This window comes from Desulforamulus ruminis DSM 2154, from assembly GCF_000215085.1.
Taxonomy (GTDB): domain Bacteria; phylum Bacillota; class Desulfotomaculia; order Desulfotomaculales; family Desulfotomaculaceae; genus Desulfotomaculum; species Desulfotomaculum ruminis.
The window spans coordinates 2,722,303-2,740,911 of record NC_015589.1 but is presented as its reverse complement, the minus strand read 5'-3'; the positions used below and the strand labels follow the sequence as shown (position 1 = coordinate 2,740,911).

At 50.3% G+C, this 18,609-nt stretch carries 13 protein-coding genes; 10 read left to right on the top strand and 3 right to left on the bottom strand.

Translation table 11 applies throughout. The features are described from left to right. The first annotated feature begins 64 nt into the window (after positions 1 to 64). On the top strand, positions 65 to 976 hold the full coding sequence (locus tag DESRU_RS13510) for an RluA family pseudouridine synthase (protein ID WP_013842651.1): 912 nt from the start codon (positions 65 to 67) through the stop codon (positions 974 to 976). Here the strand turns inward: DESRU_RS13510 and DESRU_RS13505 are convergent. After that, entirely contained in the window at positions 965 to 2,167 is a 1,203-nt protein-coding gene (locus DESRU_RS13505) for an MFS transporter (protein WP_013842650.1), read from the bottom strand. The genes DESRU_RS13510 and DESRU_RS13505 overlap by 12 nt on opposite strands. A gap of 97 nt (positions 2,168 to 2,264) precedes the next feature. Beyond that, on the bottom strand, positions 2,265 to 2,417 hold the full coding sequence (locus DESRU_RS13500) for a cyclin family protein (protein WP_013842649.1): 153 nt from the start codon (positions 2,415 to 2,417) through the stop codon (positions 2,265 to 2,267). A gap of 175 nt (positions 2,418 to 2,592) precedes the next feature. Between DESRU_RS13500 and glpX the strand changes: the two genes are divergently transcribed. The 8 genes from glpX (at position 2,593) to DESRU_RS13460 (ending at position 15,019) form a co-directional block, all read left to right on the top strand. Then, on the top strand, positions 2,593 to 3,561 hold the full coding sequence (gene glpX / locus DESRU_RS13495; RefSeq protein WP_013842648.1) for a class II fructose-bisphosphatase: 969 nt from the start codon (positions 2,593 to 2,595) through the stop codon (positions 3,559 to 3,561). Between the two features lie 162 nt (positions 3,562 to 3,723). After that, positions 3,724 to 4,263 (top strand): RNA polymerase sigma factor, encoded by a 540-nt coding sequence (locus tag DESRU_RS13490; RefSeq protein ID WP_013842647.1) that lies wholly within the window; start codon positions 3,724 to 3,726, stop codon positions 4,261 to 4,263. Then, positions 4,263 to 5,690: a PD40 domain-containing protein gene (locus DESRU_RS13485; protein WP_013842646.1), complete on the top strand. Its 1,428-nt coding sequence runs from the start codon at positions 4,263 to 4,265 to the stop codon at positions 5,688 to 5,690. Before DESRU_RS13490 ends, DESRU_RS13485 begins: the two co-directional genes overlap by 1 nt. Positions 5,691 to 5,693: 3 nt before the next feature. Continuing rightward, positions 5,694 to 8,036 carry a hypothetical protein gene (locus DESRU_RS13480; RefSeq protein ID WP_013842645.1) on the top strand — a complete coding sequence of 781 codons (2,343 nt, stop codon included), beginning with the start codon at positions 5,694 to 5,696 and terminating at the stop codon, positions 8,034 to 8,036. Then, on the top strand, positions 8,033 to 8,962 hold the full coding sequence (locus DESRU_RS13475; RefSeq protein ID WP_013842644.1) for an ABC transporter ATP-binding protein: 930 nt from the start codon (positions 8,033 to 8,035) through the stop codon (positions 8,960 to 8,962). The genes DESRU_RS13480 and DESRU_RS13475 overlap by 4 nt, the downstream gene beginning before the upstream one ends. 1 nt (position 8,963) lies before the next feature. Then, complete coding sequence (locus DESRU_RS13470; protein WP_013842643.1) at positions 8,964 to 9,815, top strand: ABC transporter permease; 852 nt, start codon at positions 8,964 to 8,966, stop codon at positions 9,813 to 9,815. 199 nt (positions 9,816 to 10,014) lie between these two features. Beyond that, complete coding sequence (locus tag DESRU_RS13465) at positions 10,015 to 12,282, top strand: S-layer homology domain-containing protein (protein WP_013842642.1); 2,268 nt, start codon at positions 10,015 to 10,017, stop codon at positions 12,280 to 12,282. A 154-nt stretch (positions 12,283 to 12,436) separates the two neighbouring features. Then, positions 12,437 to 15,019 carry a PEP/pyruvate-binding domain-containing protein gene (locus DESRU_RS13460; RefSeq protein WP_041275423.1) on the top strand — a complete coding sequence of 861 codons (2,583 nt, stop codon included), beginning with the start codon at positions 12,437 to 12,439 and terminating at the stop codon, positions 15,017 to 15,019. Here DESRU_RS13460 and mnmL read toward each other — a convergent pair. Beyond that, positions 15,016 to 15,966: a tRNA modification radical SAM protein MnmL/YtqA gene (gene mnmL / locus DESRU_RS13455; protein ID WP_013842640.1), complete on the bottom strand. Its 951-nt coding sequence runs from the start codon at positions 15,964 to 15,966 to the stop codon at positions 15,016 to 15,018. The genes DESRU_RS13460 and mnmL overlap by 4 nt on opposite strands. 156 nt (positions 15,967 to 16,122) lie before the next feature. On the opposite strand from mnmL, the gene DESRU_RS13450 reads away from it, so the two are divergent. After that, positions 16,123 to 18,513 (top strand): Lon protease family protein, encoded by a 2,391-nt coding sequence (locus DESRU_RS13450; protein WP_013842639.1) that lies wholly within the window; start codon positions 16,123 to 16,125, stop codon positions 18,511 to 18,513. Positions 18,514 to 18,609: the final 96 nt, after the last annotated feature.

The window sequence follows — 18,609 nt, the reverse complement described above, 5'->3', positions numbered from 1 at the left end:
GGAACGTCCCTGTCTTAATGCCAATTTTTCCTTCAAATAAGGGTTTAATAACTTGGGAGGTTTTATGGAAAACCATAGAGAGAATCGCATTAAGATTATCATTGACCAGAAAATGGACGGTTGGCTGGTGGAGAAAGTGCTGCGCCAGGCCTTGGGAGTTTCCCGTACCCTGCTGCGCCGGGCTAAAAGGCAGGAAGGAATTTTACTCAACGGAGAACCGGTGTACAGCAATGTTCGGGTGATGCCGGGTCAACGGCTGGAATTGGTGCTGGCAGCGGAAGAAAGCCGGGTAATGCCCCAGAAGCTGGATTTGGAGATTATTTATGAAGACAGGGATATTCTGGCGGTGAACAAACCCCCCGGTATGCTGGTTCACCCCCTAACCACTCAAGTCGAGGGAACGCTGGCCAACGGCGTTTTGTACCACTGGCGGCAGCAGGGGATTGTAGACCGCTTCAGGCCGGTGCACCGTCTGGACCGGGATACTTCCGGACTGGTGCTGGTGGCGCGGAGTTCTTATGCCCATCAACAGTTGGCCCGGCAAATGGCCCAAGGTTTATTAACCCGCCGCTACCTGGCGGTGGTGCAGGGGAAGCTTGACCGGCAACGAGGAAGCATCTGTCTCCCCATCGCCAGGGAAGAAAGCAGTTTTACCAGGAGGAGGATTTCTCCCGCAGGTAAAACCGCCATAACCCATTTTGAGGTGTTGCACTCTTTTGCCGGCGGCAGCTTGGTCCGCCTGGAACTGGAAACCGGGAGAACCCACCAGATTCGGGTGCATCTGGCTTACCTGGGCCATCCATTATGGGGGGATGGCCTTTATGGAGGAGACACCTCGGTGATCAAGCGTCAGGCCCTTCACTGCACTTATTTGGCCTTCCGGCATCCTGTAACCGGGAAACCGCTGCAATTGAAAAGTTCCCTTCCGGAGGATATGAGAAGCTTGCTTGGCGAAGTCCCGGACCTAGGGCTTTAATGAGCTTTTGCTTTCCGCCGGTTCCCCTACCTTCATCTTCAGGGCGGCGTATAAATTCATTAGGGCGATCACCGCTGCCATCAGAAAAATATATTGATAGCCCATTTTCATCCATAACAGTCCTCCAAAGAAGGGAATGGTCATGGAGACCATGTGGTCGATGGTCAATCCCATGGATAGAGTAGGGGTTAGATCTGCCGGTGAATCCACAATTTTATTTAAATAGGTGGCCCGGGCCATATTGCAGGCAAAGAGTAATTGATCCGCCACATAGCAGGTATAAACCAGCCAAATGGCCAAAGAGCCTATACCTACTTCCCGGGCAAAGCCATAACCGAGACAAATGAACACCAGGGAAATTGATTCCAAAGTAATCACCAAACGTTCGCCGTAGCGGTCAATGGCCCTGCCCAGCAGAGGGCGGAAAACAATGCCTGCAAGGGTTCCCACCAGGCCAAGGATCGCAAAGGTGGAAACGGGTTGATGAAAGATTTTAATTAATACCCAGGGCGCAAAGGTCAAGAACACCTGTTTACGGGCGCCATATAGTACGTTCAGCCAGTAAAAAAGCAGGTATTTTCGTTTAAAAAGAAGTCGCTGCCTTTTCAGCCGACTTTTTTGCGGGGTCATCAGCAAAAGACAGAGGGCTGCGGCCAGGCCGCAGAAACCGGCCAGAGCAAATACCGTACGGTAACTCATATGGAAAAATTCAAAGCCAACCCATACGATTAAAAAACCGATCAGGGATGCGGCCGTTTTAAAAGCTCCCAACTGCCCCAGTCTTTTTCCCACCTCCCCGGGTTTGGCCAGGCTAACCCCGATGCTGGATTCCAAAGGCATATAGAGGTGGGCGCCAACACTCCAGAGGATCATCCACACAACCACCCAGGTAAAATCGGGTGAGAGGAAGCCCTGGCCAAATAAACCCAGGGCCAGAATCAGGTTGGCTATCAGGGCAATGCGCACATCCGGCAGGAAAATTAGCAGCCCGGTGGTAAACACCACCAGGAAACCCGGCAATTCCCTGGGAAACTCCAAGCCACCCCGGGCCACTTCGCTGATATGAAATATGTCATTTAAATAGTTGTTAAAGGAAGGATCATACAATCCACTGTACAACCCTAAAAAGGATCCGGCCAGAATAAAAAGAAAAAAGTCCCGTTTAAACCGGACTTTCTGTTGCTGCTCCATTTTAGCCTCCTGCAATGATTAAAATCTACTATCGTGTTCATAACACTTCTTTATTTTAAACCCAACAAGGTTTTTAGGCAATAAAAAAAGGCCTGTTTTAAGCCCCCTGTTGAAGTGATTCAATTGCTTTGCGGAGATCGGCGTTGAGCTTGTTAAACCAATCCTTAAGCTCCTGCTGTTTTTCCTGCCGGGCCTCATTCTGGCAAATCATTTCAGAGAGAGCCCGAATAGCTTTTTCCTTTTCCGACATAAAGGAACCCTCCTTTCGTTGTTTCTATTTTATCACCCCTACATTAATTTAAAATGAATCTTGGGTTAAGATTAAACATTTTGCTTCATTGTGTCAAGGTTAAAAAAAATAATCCTAACTTGTCTTTAGGGTGCTATAATAAATAATAAGGTTAGTTTTTAAGGAGGTTTCCTGTGTGGATAGAGAACTTGCTTTGGAAATTGTCAGGGTTACGGAGGTAGCGGCACTGGCCTCTTCCCGGTGGATGGGCAGAGGAAAGAAAAACGAGGCGGATCAAGCGGCTACCAGTGCGATGCGGGCAATGTTTGATTCTGTAAATATGAACGGCACAGTGGTCATTGGCGAGGGGGAAATGGACGAGGCGCCCATGCTTTATATTGGTGAGAGGGTAGGATCCGGGCACGGACCGGAAGTGGATGTGGCGGTGGACCCTCTGGAAGGCACCAATATTGTGGCCAAAGGTTTAAACAATGCGCTGGCGGTGGTGGCTGTATCCGATAAGGGAAACCTGCTCCATGCCCCGGACATGTATATGGAGAAAATTGCTGTGGGTCCAAGGGCGGCAGGTCTCATTCACATTGACGATCCGGTGCCCCGGACCCTTGAAATTGTAGCCCGGGCCAACCGGAAAAGAATTCAGGATTGTACGGTGATGATCCTGGAGCGGGAACGTCACCAGGAAATCATTGAGGCTGTTCGCCGTACCGGTGCCCGGGTGCGTCTCTTCAGTGATGGTGATGTGGGCGCAGCTATTGCCACTTGCTTTGAGGAAACCGGTATTGATCTCTACATTGGTACCGGCGGTGCGCCGGAAGGCGTTATCTCCGCCGCAGCCATTAAAGCGCTGGGCGGTGAACAGCAGGGGCGTCTGGTGCCGGCGGATCAGGAGGAATACGACCGCTGTATAAAAATGGGATTAAAGGATCCCAGACAGGTATTAATGATGAATGATATGGTCAGGGGAGACGATGCCATTTTTGCCGCCACCGGAGTAACCGACGGGGAACTTTTAAAAGGAGTTCGCTTTGTGGGGAACGACCGGGCGGAAACCCATTCCATCGTGATGCGGGCTCATACCAAGACCGTTCGCTGGGTTAAGGCACTGCACTGCATCCCCAATAAACCTCATTTGATTATGGAGTAACTAGTAAAGAAAAAAGGTCCGCCGCGAATGCTTTTGTGGCGGATTTTTTTTGTAGAGTCGGCAGTCAGTAAGTTTTTTTACATAAGCGTTACGTTTGTTTTAACCTTCCGTCTTTATGAATGAATCGGTTCGAAGCACAGAATTGAAATGAGGGAATCCTCTATGACCCCAGATAAAAAGCAAAGGCATCCAGATGCCAGTTTGCCCTTTGAAATCTTATATGATCGGTATTTTGAACCGGTAAATCGCTATTTGAGATACCGGGTGGATCATACTTGGGATGCCGACGACTTAACCACAGCCGTTTTTATGAAAGCACTGGAAAAATTTGATAAATACCGGGGAGAGGGTCCCTTTGCCGCTTGGATTTTTCGGATCGCCCATAACGTTTATGTGGATTATTTCCGGGGGCGGAGGGAGTATGCCACCCGGGATATTATGCTGGAATTGGCCGCGGGAACCGATGGAGGGCCCGAGGAAAAGATCCTTCAAGGGGAAGAGCTTAAAAAACTCCGGCAGTTATTAAAAAATCTCTCGCCGGATTACCGGGATGTGGTGGCCCTGCGCTATGCCGGGGATCTCAGGTTCTCTCAGATTGCGGAGGTGCTGGGGAAGACGGAACCGGCGGTGCGCATGCTGCACCATCGGGCCCTTAAACAGCTCCGGCGCAGTTATGTTCGAGATGAAGGGGGGAGTGCCTGATGTCAAAGGATGATTTCAGGGAAACGGAAACTAAGGTACTTCCCATTGAAAATTGGCTCAAAGCAAGGCAGGAGGGGGAAGACGGGTTAAGCCAATTGGTCGGTCACATGCGTCAAGTCCGGGAAGCGGTTCCGGTAAACCGCAGGCTGCAGTCAGAATTGCGTAAAAAGCTGCTGCTGCGGCAGCAGGAACTTCAATTGGCTGGAAGGATTGTGCCTGAATCCGCTGCAGCCTGTCCTGCCGGGGAACCCGGAAAGGGATGGCGGCGTTTTACTCCGGTCCTGGGGGGAGTGGCAGTATTTCTGGCGGTATTGGCTCTGGTTGGCCTTTGGCGTCAAACCGGGGGGCAGGTGATTCTTGAAGCGGCGGATTCTCCCCAGGAGATTACCCGTTTTTGGACCGAATCTCAGCCCCTGCAGCCGGCGGTCAGCCCAGACGGCAGTAAAATACTGGTGGTTCGCGGCGGTGGGATGGTGCTTCTCTCTGAGACGGGTGTTCAACTGGCCTCTCTGGAGCCCCCGGAGGGTGTGTATTTCCACTCTCCAAGCTGGTCCCCGGATGGCCAACGGGTTTCCTTTGTGCAAGGGAATCGGGAGGGAACCGAGGAAATCAGGGATCTGGCTGCCGACCAGCTTATGTCGGAAGCGAAAGCCAGTCGTCTCAATTCGACTATGGACCATGCGTCCGATGCTTTGCAGGATAATCGGATAATGAAAGAAGGCACTCCTCCCACTCATATTAACAATATGGTATTTTCACCGGACGGCAAAAAATTGGCCTACGTCTCCACCGATGCAGGAGGAGTTGCCCGTATTTTTATAAGACTACAGGACGGTACCAGCCGACTGGTTACCGAGGGAGATTACCCCGCCTGGGGCCCGGACGGTCAACACTTGGTGGTGCAGAGGCCCAGCAGCGACCGGGAGGGATATGACCTTTACCTTGTAAATCTGCAAACCGGAGGCGCGGATTTGTTGGGACAGGGAGAAACGCCAACCTGGAGCAACAATGGTTATTTAGCCTTTACCGTTGAGAAAACCCAAGAGCGGGTGCTTACCTTTATGCCCAACGGTGAACCTCAATACAGCGTCCGGCAACAGGCCAGCGAAATCCGGATTTCCTATCTGGGAAAAGACGGTTCTCCAGCCCTGCAGCGATTGTCCCGGGGAGAGGGCTGGCTGGCCGGCAGCAGTCTTTTGGTGGAACCGGAAAATCGTGTTTCGGGAATGGTGATCAATTGGCTGCGGCAGCAGGAAACAACAGGAGATCATGAGCCAAAAACATTGATGTTGAATGAAGTAAATAAATGTGAAGGCCATGTTTTTGGGCCAGAGGGAAAATGGTTATTATATGCTCGCCGTGACGGCGACACGGTGGCCTTAGTAAAGTTAAGGCTGGAAGAACGGTGGGAGAAGCGGAGGGACTAATCAATGGAAATAAAACGGCATAGGGGGCAACCGATCCATACCCCGGGCCTGATTCTTTTAATGATGCTGCTGGTGACCTTCCTGTGGCCCACCGTGTCCGTGGCGGAAGAAAAGGCTGACCGGGTGAAACTTACCGTGCAGCCCGGTTTAAGCGGTCTTTACAAAGTAGGGATGCCGGCAGGGCTGGAAATTACTATTAACAATCAGGGCCAAGGCTTTAAAGGATTACTGGTGATTGAACCTGTTAATAAAAGGGGACAGGGTTCCCGTGCCGGCATGAGGTTTCAGAAATCGGTGGAAATCCCCAGAGGAAGCGAAATAACAACCAACATGACCGTTTCCGGAGACATCCTGAATATGGAGACCATGGTGGTTTTGCTGGTAGACGGAGCTCCGGTTACCGCCAGCCCTATACAGGGGACGGCTGTGAATGGGGGTCTGATTGCCCTGAGCCTGGGGGAAAAGCCTCTGCGAGGCGGCATTGCCGCCTGGCTGGACAATACCTTTGCCGGGCAAACCACGGTAAAATTTTTGGCCCCCGCCCATTTGCCCCAGGACCCTTTGGAACTGGGTCTAGCCGATATTATTATTGTAGATGACCAGGCTCTAGCCGGGTTAACCCAGAGTCAGATCAAGCTACTCAAGGATTGGGTTTACCTGGGCGGCATGATGATTCTTTCCGGAGGGGCGGGATCCCAGGACAACGGTCCTTTCAGTGATATCTCACCGGTAAAAGCGGTAGAACAAAAGGTCGTTTCAGCGGACCTGGGAGGACTTCAGTTGGTCCGGGGAAACTTGGTGGTTACCACCGGGGAACTGATCCGGGGAGATGTGTTAACGAAGGTGAACGGGGATGTGGTGGTGGCTTCCCACAACCTGGGCAAAGGGCGGGTGGTCTACAGCGGTGTTGCGCTGGAGAGCCTTACTTCCGAATCTGCCGCCATTTGGCCCTTAGTTTTTGATACAAACCTGATTAATCTACGAGAGGCCCAGAGCCTAAAACAAATAAACAACGATGTATTGGGCAATGCAGCCAGCTACCTGCCCCAGTTAAAAACTCCGCCGGTACCCCAGGTGATTTTAGCCTGGGCAGTTTATATTGTTGTGGTGGGGCCGGGACTTTACTATGTATTAAAGCGTCACGACCGGCGGGACTGGATGTGGTGGCTTATTCCGGCCTGTGCGGTGGCAACCACTGTGGTGGTTTATCTTCTGTCACCGGCCCAGCGGATTAATGCGCCCATCAGCCAGACTCTGGCTGTGGTGGACATTATGGATCAGGACACCGCTTGGGTAAATGCCACTGCCGCCTTTGTCAGCCCTTACGGCGGCACCCTGAATGTGCAAGGGGCCAAGGGAGCCATGGTCTGGCCCTCCAATAATTATGCGAACAATCAAAAGGCTCCTGTGATTCACTATGATGATAAAAGCGCTCCGAGATTATCTTATCCTGATGTTGAATACTGGTCCATGCGTCTGGCCAGAGCTTCGGCCATCAAAAAGGATCTGGGTTCCATTGGTGGAAAACTGATTTTCGATGATGGTTTCATCAAAGGGAAGTTAGAGAACCGTTCTAAACTGGATTTAAGGGACTGCCGCATTGTGCTTGGGGACAGAACCCTCACTATAGATAAAATTCCAGCCGGCGGCACGGTGGAGATCAACCAGTCTCTGGACCAGTGGCGGGCAAGTTTAGGACCCAATGACTTCAGAAATGAAATGGTGCCGCCCCAAATACCCGGTGAAAGGGACTTGTACCTTCGGGAAAGGCAGATGCTGGATTCGGTACTGCATTCATCCATTTATGGAACGGAACATAGTACGGCGCTTTTCCTAGGCTGGAGTGACAATTCCCTAGGGATGTTTAAGATTCTGTCGGACCGTCAAGATGTCCGGGATTATAACCTGCTGCTGATGAAACAGGAACTGGAAGTAGAACTGCCACCGGGTAAAATCGTTCAACTGCCGCCGGGCATGCTGCAGGCAAAAATGGTTGACTCCAAGGGAGCCTATGAGCAGAACCCGCTGGGATATACCCTTTTTGAAGGCAAGCTAACTTTGGCGGTGAATTTGAACCGGCCCTTTGGCGACAAGTCTTACCGGGTGGTGGATATGGAATTTTCACCCCAGCAAAGCGGTAACCTGACCGTAAAAATTTATGATTGGCAGCAAACAAAATGGGTGGAGATACCGTCTGCCGGGCAAAAAATAGAATCCGATGAACTTCAGCGTTTCCATTCTCCTTTCGGTGAATGCCGTATCCTGGTAGAGAAGAATACCGGAGCAGGCAAAACGGATCGCATTATCCTGCCGGCCATATCCGTGGAAGGGGGGATGAACCCATGAAGGCGGTGACCATTCAAGCTTTAACCAAAATCTATGGACATAACTATGCCTTGCATGATTTTAGCCTGGAGATTGAATCCGGCAAGGTTTACGGGTTGATTGGACCCAATGGAGCAGGAAAAACCACCGTCATGTCCATTATGGCCACCCTGCTGGCCCCGGACCGGGGAACCGCCGTTGTGGGAGGGTATGATGTTATGAAGCAGCCCTCCCAGGTGCGCCGTTTGATTGGTTATATGCCTGACTTCTTTGGTGTGTATGACGGCTTAAAAACCACCGAGTATCTTGAATTTTACGCCGCTGCCTATCGTCTTCCGGCCAAGCAGCGGCCGACTCTCATTAGAGATCTGCTGGAGATCGTGAATCTTAGTGATAAGGCGGATGCCTACGTGGATTTACTCTCCAGAGGTATGAAGCAGCGGCTGGCCCTGGCCCGCTGCCTGGTTCACGATCCGGTTGTGCTCATTTTGGACGAACCCGCCTCGGGGCTGGACCCCAGGGCCAGGGCCGAGATGAAGGAAGTCATCCGCCAACTGAAAAGGATGAACAAAACCATTCTCATTAGTTCCCATATTCTGCCTGAACTGGCGGAGATGTGTGATAACATTGCCATTCTTGAACAGGGCCGCCTGGTGGCCAACGGAACCGTTGAAGAAGTGACGGCAGCCCGCCAGGGAGCAAGAATTTTGAAGGTGGAGGTGTCCGACCGGCTGCCTCAACTGGTGGACTTCCTCACGGACCGGCCGGAAGTAACCCATGTGGACAGCGATGCGGGCTGGGCCAGGGTTTCCTTTACCGGGGATAAAACCGCCCAGGGCAGACTGCTGCGTGGAATAATGGATCAGGGCTGGGTTGTGCTGGAGTTTGCCGAAGTAAGGGGTAATTTAGAGGATGCCTTTATGGCCATGACCGGGGAGGTGGGATAATATGAGAGAATTAAACCCGGTATTGTTAAAGGAGTTGCGGCAGCAGTTTCGCTCCTACCGTTCAGTGCTGGTGATATTCCTGTACCTGATGGTATTGGGCGGGTTTGCCCTGGGCTTTATCTACCTGCGCTGGCGCAGTGCCCCGGCCTTTTTTCAGCCGGGCAGCAGTAAAGAAATCTTTGCAGTTTTAAGTGTGGCTCAACTGGGACTGCTGGCCTTTGTGGTTCCAGGCCTTACCGCCGGAGTCATCAGTGGGGAGAGAGAACGGCAAACACTAAATGTTCTATTAACCACCGAGCTTAGCCCCCTAAGCATCGTAATCAGTAAAATGATTTCCTCCTGCGCCTTTACGGCATTATTACTTTTTACCACCCTGCCTTTATACAGCCTGGTATTCATGTACGGCGGTATGGCGCCTTCGCAAATTATGGGGGTGCTGGCTTTCTTTCTGATCTCCATGTTTTTATTTGCTGCCGTGGGTGTAGGGTGCTCCACCTATTTCAAGCGAACCGGGATAAGCACGGTGACCGCTTACGGCATTGTCTTTTCGCTGGTGGCCGGAACCGCTTTCCTGGCAGCCTTTATTTATGAACTTTACCGTTCTCAATTGAACCTGGCTCAGATTCCTCTACGGGAAACGCCCTTGGTAGTTCAATTGTTGCAGGATATTAACCCATTTATGGTGATGATGAGAATTCTAGGTGAAAATGCTACCATTGGACCGGGGAGGGAAATGGCACTACCTTATTGGGGAGTCTACGCCATCCTTTGTGTGGGGGTAGGAGTTTTAATCCTTTTGTGGAGTGGTTGGAAGCTAAATCCTTTAAATCATAACCGGAAGCTCTTTCGGTAAAATTTGATGTGGAGAGGACAACAGGATTTTTCCTATTGTCCTTTTTTATTTATCCTGGACGGCTTTACTATAAAAATTGATTTTTATAAAAATTAAATTTACCAAATTTTTTACATTTATTTCGATACAAAATCTTTTTATATGCGTCTCTAATAATAGGTAGTTAACTGTAAAAATAAGCGCAACAGGGGGGAGAAATTTGAAAAAAAAGTTTCTTTTATTACTTTTTACTATGACCATTTCTTTGGTGTCGACCGTACTTTGGACGACACCTGCCATAGCCGCATTTCAGGATATCTCCGGCCAGTGGTGGGAGCAGCCCATTGTGGAGTGTAATGCGGCGGATATTGTGAGCGGACGCAGTACTACTATCTTTGCTCCGAAGGATTCGGTGAACCGGCTGGAGGCCGTAGTGATGCTGAACCGGGCCTTGGGCCACAGGAGTGAAGCAGACACCTACAACATGGCTGAGGGGGGATACAATTTCCCCTCCAATTTCCCGGAATGGGGCAAGAAAAATATTGCCTTTGCGGCGGATAAGGGCTATATTTCCAAAAGCGGCATCCCCACCATGGACCCCAAGCACCCGGCCAGCCGGGCGGAAATCGCCGTGTTATTTGCCAATGCTTTAAAGCTGTCGGCGGATGGCTATGAGTTAAACTTTACCGATAATGCAGCCATTGCCGATAGTTTAAAGCCCTTTGTGGCCGCCGCGGTTAAACACGGCATCATGGTGGGAAAAACCGGCAATAAATTTGATCCCAACGCCAATGTAACCCGGGGGGAAATGGCGGTGATTATTGCCCGCTTGTTTGAAAACGGTAAAATAAGCCCTCAGCCGGACAAATATTTTATTGCCAAGTTAAGTTCAATTAATACGACCAATAAAAGCTTTACGGCTGTAAAGGGCGGACAAACCGTAACCTATAGTCTGGCCGGTGATGCTGTTTACTATCGTGACGGCAAAAAAAGCAGTTTAAGTTCCTTTAAGGCCAATGAAAATGTAAAAGTGGCCCTGGGTTCGGACAATAAAGTAAAGTTTTTGGCTTATACCACAGCGGCAGTTTCCGGTAATACAAATACCGTTACCCCTGATCCGGTTCCGGTTACTCCACCCACCACGGTGACCGGCAGTCAAATAAAAGGGTATGTCGTCAATGTGTATTTGGATTATGTTACGATTCACTATGACGACGATACCTCCCAGCAGATTGACACCACCCGTTTTAGTTCCAGCCTTATGGGATTTGCAAGGGGTCAAAGGGTGGCTCTTACCAAGTCCGGTGGAGTTGTAACCGAGATTACCCCCCTTAATGAAACCCGTAAAGTTTTTGGGGATGTTGTCAGTATTGATTCCTCGAGTATCACCTATAAGGATGATGACCGCTACGAGCGTACCCTGGACTTTGCTTCCAACTGCAAGATAAAGGACCGGGATGGGGATACCATCAGTTATAAAGATGTGGAAGAAGACGATACCGTGGAAATGGAATTAACCGACCAGGGCAAAGTGCAGTCCGTTCGGCTGAAGAAGGCGACTTCAGCCAGCGTTTCGAACCGTGAGGGAGAAGTTACCTATATTAAAACCTCCGGCAGCTACCGGATTAGTATCAAGCTGTCCGACGGAGATGAAAAGACCTATGATGTGGACGAGGATGTTGAGGTCTATAAAGGCAGCAGCAGTAAAAATAGAGACTTTAAAGACCTTAGTAAGGAGGACTATGTCAAATTAAAATTGAATTCCCGGGACGAGGTAACAAGAATCGATATCCTGAATGTTGAAGTGGTGGAAGGCGAGGTTACCGCCCTGGATACCTATGATCTAACCATTAGAGTTAAGGACTCCAGGGACAAAAGCAAAACCTATGATGTTATCAGCAAAGTGTCCGTTCTGGAAGACTCTAAAAGCCGCAGTTTCCGGTACATCAGCAAGGGAGACGACGTGAGGCTGCTCTTGAATGAAGACGGTGAAGTCTTTTTAATTAATATTCTAACCGGTTCTTCTTCCAATAAAGATGGGACCTACTCTGGAGTCATTACTGATCTGGATATTGATGATGAGAAAATCACCCTGGAGAAAAGCGGTAAAAAGACCAGTTATAATTTAGAAGAGGATGTAACGGTAAGAGGGAACAATAATGGCAATAGTTTGGAAAAAATCATTATTGGCTCCGAAGCGGATCTCCGGATAGAGGACAGCCTAGTTACCCGTATCACTATCACAGAACAAGAGGATATCACCATTGAGGGAAAATTGGATAAAATAAATGCTTCACGTATTTACCTCATCCAGGACAACGGCACCAGAAACGGAGTAAGACATTTATTTATTTTAGATAAGAATGTTACTGTGAAGGACGCCAAAGGCAAGAGTATCTCACTGAGCAAGCTGAACGATGATTACAGCGGGGAAACGGTGATCGTTGAATTGGATGGTGGAGAAGCGGATCGAATTACAGTAAAATAATTTAAAGAAATGGATAGCTAAAAAATCGAATCTTTTTTAAGGTTCGATTTTTTTCTTTATCAAGCAGCCCTGAACCGGCAGTGTTTATTCCATGCATTTTCTCTATTGCCTAAGGATATCTTATCCTATTATAAAAATAATCCTAAAAGGCAGGATGACCGTGGAACTAATTCGCTGGTTTGACCAACTAAATCGCAAGGATGTGGAACTGGCCGGGGGTAAAGGAGCGCAATTGGGGGATTTAATCAAGGCGGGACTGCCCGTTCCTCCCGGTTTTGTATTGCTCACACCGGCCTACAGGATGTTTGTTTCAGCCAATGACTTACAAGAAAAAATTGAGCATTGGGCGAAAAGGATAAAACCGGAGAACCCGGCAGCCATTGATGAAGCATCCGAGGCCATCCGCGGTCTTTTTGACCGGGGAATCATACCCCTTGAAATTATCCGGTCTGTCAGTGAAGCTTATGCCCGGCTGGGTGGAGGGAGGGTAGCGGTTCGGTCTTCCGCCACCGCGGAGGATTTACCCGGGGCTTCCTTTGCCGGGCAGCAGGAAACCTATTTAAACATAAAAGGGCTTCAACCGGTATTAGCGGCCATACGGCAGTGCTGGTCTTCTCTTTGGACCTCCCGGGCCATGGCCTACCGGTTCCGTCAGGGCATTGCGCCGCAGGAAGTTTCTCTGGCGGTGGTGATACAGCAGTTGGTGGCAGCCGAGGCGGCCGGCGTGCTCTTTACCGCCAATCCCGTAAACGGGCGGCGGGACCAAATGGTTCTCGACGCGGCCTGGGGTTTGGGAGAGGCTGTGGTCAGTGGACAGGTCTCTCCGGATCAGTGGGTAATCGAAAACAACTCAATTATTTCCTCAACCGTGGCCTGTAAAGAGGTTATGACCGTACAAAAGGAAGCGGGAACCGCGACGCTGCCGGTTCCTGAAGAAAGGCGGGAAAAGTCCGTTTTGGAGGAGGCCCGGGTCTTGCAACTGGTGGAATTGGGACGCCGTAGTGAAGCCCATTTCGGCTTTCCTCAGGATCTGGAGTGGGCCCTGGCGGAGGGGCAATTGTACCTGCTGCAGTCCCGGCCCATCACCTCGCTGTTTCCACTTCCGGAACCGGAACTGGGTACGGAAATGGGAGAACGAATCTACATTTCCTTTAATCTGCTGCAAGGAATATTGGAGCCCTTTACACCCATGGGCATCTCGGTTTTTCGAAACTTTACCCGGGGTGTCGCTCTTTTGTTTGGCGTTAAAGTCCCTCCCCCTCAGGGTGTCTCGGCCTTTAAAGTGGCGGCCGGCCGCGTCTACCTCGATATTACCGGGGTGCTGGTAAAACCCAAGACCAGGGAAAGGTTTTTCCGGATTTTGTCCTTGGTGGACCGCCAGATGGTGAAGGTGCTTAAAAACCTTATTGAGCAGGATCAAAGGAAGCTGCAGGTAAAAGAGGGCGCCAAAATACGGCTACCCTGGAAGTTTATTTTAAATGTCATGGCCCGAATCAAGTTTACCCTGATCGCCCCCCATGCTGCCCGCCGGAGAGGTCTGGCAAAAATGGAACACTGGCTTCAGGGTTTGGAAAGACAAGGGGGGCGTTTGCAGGGATTAAGGCAAAGGAAGCATTTTGTTGAGCAAACCTTAACCCGTATGATCCCTTTCTTATTTGGCCACCTAGGTCCGGTGGTTATTCCGGGGCTGGTTCTTCGCTTTATGGCAGAAAGAAAAGTAAAGGAGTGGACCGGAGACCCTTCGGGGCTGCAGCCGGTATTGCGTTCCTTAGCCCATAACCCCACCACGGAAATGGATCTGGAACTGTGGCGTATTTCCAGAGAAATCAAAGCCCAGGGAACGGAGGTTTCCGCCCGGCACCCGCTGGTGATACAGTTTTTAGAAAAATACGGGCACCGGGCTGTGCGGGAGATTGATGCCGGTGTTCCCCGCTGGAGGGAAGACCCCTCTCACATCCTCAACATCCTTCAAACCTACTTAACCCATTCTGAGGAGGAAGACCCGGAGCGTCAGTTTCGGGAAGGCATCCAGGGGGCCCAAAGGGCGGTGAAAATACTGGTTGAGCAGGTCCGGCAGAGAGAAGGAAAATTTCAGGCTCTGCTGATGGCCATGCTGCTGCGGCGTCTGCGGGCCTTGGGCGGCTTGCGGGAATACCCCAAATTTTACCTGGTGCGGATCATTGCCCTGGTCAGAAAGGTACTGCTGGAGGCCGGTGAAGAGCTGGTTAAGGAAGGACGTTTAGACAAGCCGGAAGAGATCTTCTTTTTAGATTTGGCGAATCTGAAACCGGAGGTTGATCTGCGGGAAGTGGTCCAAGTTAACCGTTCCCTGTACAACAGGGAAATGGAACGTCGTGCGGTTCCCAGGGTCATTACCAGCAACGGGGAAACCTTTTATGCGGCACCCGGTTCAACGGAAGGAGCCCTGGGGGGAACGGCATCCTCTCCCGGGGTTTACGAGGGGAGGGTAAAAATTATTCTGGATCCTAAAGGAGCCTGCTTGTCACCGGGGGAAGTGCTGGTGGCCCCAGGCACGGATCCCGCCTGGACCCCTCTGTTTCTCAGCGCCGGCGCCCTGGTAATGGAAACCGGCGGCATCATGTCTCACGGTTCGGTGGTTGCCCGGGAGTATGGCATCCCTGCGGTGGTGGGAATTTCCGAAGCAACCCGGCGGTTAAAAAATGGTCAGCGGGTCCGGGTGGACGGCGAAGCCGGTGAGGTTATACCACTGGATTAAAGGCATAAACCGCCGTTTAGATAATGAAAGTTTTTGCCCTGCCAGGTGTTTCTTTGCTCCAGCTCGCTTTCAATGGACTGCTTGATCTTCCACCAACTGGTGCTCCAATTGGAAAATAGCTGGTTGTCCTGAGGACCTTTCCCCACCAATCGCTGGATGACAATATCCGGGTTCAGGTATTCCAGAAAGGTAACCACCCGGTGGATGTACTCTTCCAGCGTAATCATGGTAAATTCCTGCCGCTGGTACATCTCCGCCAGTACCGTTCCCTTTACTACATAGAGGGAATGCAGTTTAACATAATCAATACCCAGGGCGGAAAGGATCTTGGCATTTTCAATCACATCCAGACCGTTGTCCCAGGGGAGGTTTAAAATTAGGTGAACGCAGACGGCAAATCCACGGGATTTGATACGGTAGACGGCATCAATGAATTCCGCCAGGGTGTGGCCGCGGTTGACCCGCCGGAGGGTATGGTAATTAACGGTCTGCAGCCCCAGTTCAATGGTAATGTCCAGATCCCTTTCCCTTTGCAGACTTTTTAAGAAATCCAGATAAGTATCGTTAATACAGTCCGGCCGGGTGGAAATGGACAACCCCACAACGTCTTCCTCCTCGGCGGCGGCGCGCATGTTTTCTTGAAACTGGGCAAATTCTACATAGGTATTGGTAAAAGCCTGAAAATAAACAATGAATTTGCCGGCATGAAAGCGTTTTTTAAAAAATTCCTTGTTTTTTTGAATCTGTTGTTTTACCGTTAAAGTATTAGGCAAACATTCAAACCCCGCACCTTCTTCATCGCAGAAGATGCAGCCCCCCCGGCCCACCGCCCCGTCCCTGTTGGGACAGGTGCCGGGAAGATTAACCGGTAGTTTGTAGACCTTTTGACCGAATTTTTCCACCAGATGGTCCGAGTATTGGCGGTAACGGGAAATCTTGTTGGACATTTCGATACCTCTTTATTCCATGGATCTGTCCGTTAGTATAACACAGGCCCATGGTGCGAACAACTTCTCCTGGTTCTTTTTGCAGGAACTGGAGAAAGTAAGGGCTAATTTAACATAAAACATAAATCATTGATTGCTGGGAGTAGGAGGAGTAGCATGAGTAGCAAAGATTATAAAATTGATCTTGAACGTCTGCGCCGCCGCTGTAAACAAGAAGAATTGGATTTTTGCGCAACCTCGGACGAAATGCCCCCATTGAAAAATTTTATAGGACAGGAAAGAGCTGTCCGGGCCATGCAGTTCGGTCTGGACATGAAAGCTTCCGGCTATCATATTTATGTGGCCGGTCCTCCGGGAACCGGCAAAACCACCTATACCCAAACGGTGGTGGCCCAGGTGGCTGCCGGGGAAGAGGGACCTCCGGATTGGTGCCTGTTGCACAACTTCCATAACCCCAATGTTCCCCTGGTAGTATCCCTTCCCCAGGGCCTAGGGCTAAAATTACAGCGGGAGATGGATGCCGTTATTAATGAAATAAAGACCATCCTTCCGAAACTTTTTGAAGGCCAAGACTATACCCAGAGAAAGACAGCCCTGCTGCAGGAAATGCAGCAGGAACTGGACAGCGCCCTGGACCAGCTAAAGGAAGACGCCCGCAAGGCGGAATTTTTGATGAAGACCTCAGGGGAAGGGATTCTCTTTATTCCTGTGAAGGAAGGAAAGCCCCTCTCCCAGGAACAGTACCAGTCACTGCCCCAGGAGGAACGGCAGGTTTTGGAGGCCAGCCTCAAAGGACTTCAAAAACGCACCGAGGAAATTGCCCAAAATGGTAAAGTGCTGGAAAAGAAAGCAGAAAAGCTGATTATTCAGTTGGATAAAGAACTGCTGCTGAAAACCATATCCCCTCTAATGGAGCAGATAAAGACGCAATTTCTCTCTTATCCAAGGGTTGTTGCTCATCTGGAAAATGTAATGGAGGATTTGCAAAAAAACCTGCCCTGTCTGGTGAACCCGGAGGCAACCCTGGAAGAAAATCAACCCCAGGATTTGTTTAAAAACTATGGACTTCATCTCTTTGTCAATAATGGGGATACCGCCGGAGCGCCGGTGGTGGTTGAAACAAATCCGCACTATTATAACCTTTTTGGCAAGGTGGAGTATCGCAGCCAGATGGGCACAGTGAACACGGATTTTACCATGATTCGGGAAGGGGCCATACACCGGGCCAACGGGGGATATTTGATTCTTCAGGCCAAAGATTTATTGGCCGATCCCCATTCCTGGGAAGCTTTGAAAAAGGCTTTAAAGAACCGGCAGGTGATCATTGAAAACATTGGTGAACACTATCGCGCGGTGCCAACCATGAGTTTGAAACCCGAAGGGATTCCCTTGCGGCTCAAGGTGATTCTGATCGGTTCTCAGCAGATGTATCATCTGCTCCAGCGGGCGGATGAAGATTTTGAAAAGATGTTTAAGGTAATGGTTGATTTTGAAGTAGTCATGCCCCGGACAACAGAGAATTTAAAAAATTATGCAGCCTTTGTGGGATCCGTCTGCCGAAGGGAAAAATTGCTTCATTTTGAGCGGTCCGGTCTGGCGGAAATGATTGAATACAGTTCCCGGCTGGCAGGGAGCCAGAACAAGCTTTCCACCCAATTTAATGAAATTGTGGAAGTGATTCTGGAGTCGGCGGCCTGGGCCAGGGAGGCCGGCGCGGACTGGGTTGCCGCAGAGCATGTGCGGCAGGCGATCCGTGAGAAAATCTACCGCTTCAGCCGGGTGGAGGAACGAATTCAGGAAATGATCCTGCAGGGTAAAATACTGGTGGACACCCAAGGAGCGGTGGTGGGCCAGGTTAACGGCTTGGCTGTGCTGGATGCAGGGCATTACGCCTTTGGCAAACCCTCCCGCATAACGGCGAAAACCTACATGGGACAAGATGGGCTGGTTAATATTGAAAGGGAGACCGAGATGAGCGGCAGCATTCATTCAAAGGGCGTTCTTACGCTAACTGGTTATCTAGGGTCCTTGTTTGCTCAAAATAAGCTCCTATGCCTTTCCGCCCGGACCACCTTTGAGCAGCTCTATGAAGGAATTGAGGGAGACAGTGCTTCCAGTGCCGAGCTATACGCCATATTATCCAGTTTATCCGGGGTTCCCATCAAACAATCCCTGGCTGTAACCGGCTCGGTAAATCAAAACGGGGAGATACAGCCCATCGGTGGAGTCACCGAAAAGGTGGAGGGCTTTTTTGAAGTTTGCCAGGCCAGGAAATTGACCGGTGATCAGGGTGTGATCATTCCCTTCCAGAATGTAGACGATCTTATGCTGGGACACGAAGTGATTGAAGCGGTGGAAAAGGGATTATTTCATATCTATGCCGTTTCCCGGGTGGAGGAAGGAATCGAACTTCTGACCGGTATGCCGGCGGGACAGATGACGGAGAAAGGAATCTATCCACCGGACACCATTTTCGGGAAAGTTGATCTAAAATTGACGGACTACGCGGAAAAAATTTATGGTTTTAAAGGAAAAGGGTGTTCATAAAGGGCAGACTGTTTATGAGGAAAACAGGTTATGCCCGCTGCCGCCGGTGACAAAATAAAGGAGTTCGGAGACCTGGAAACCGTTGGTCATTGCGGT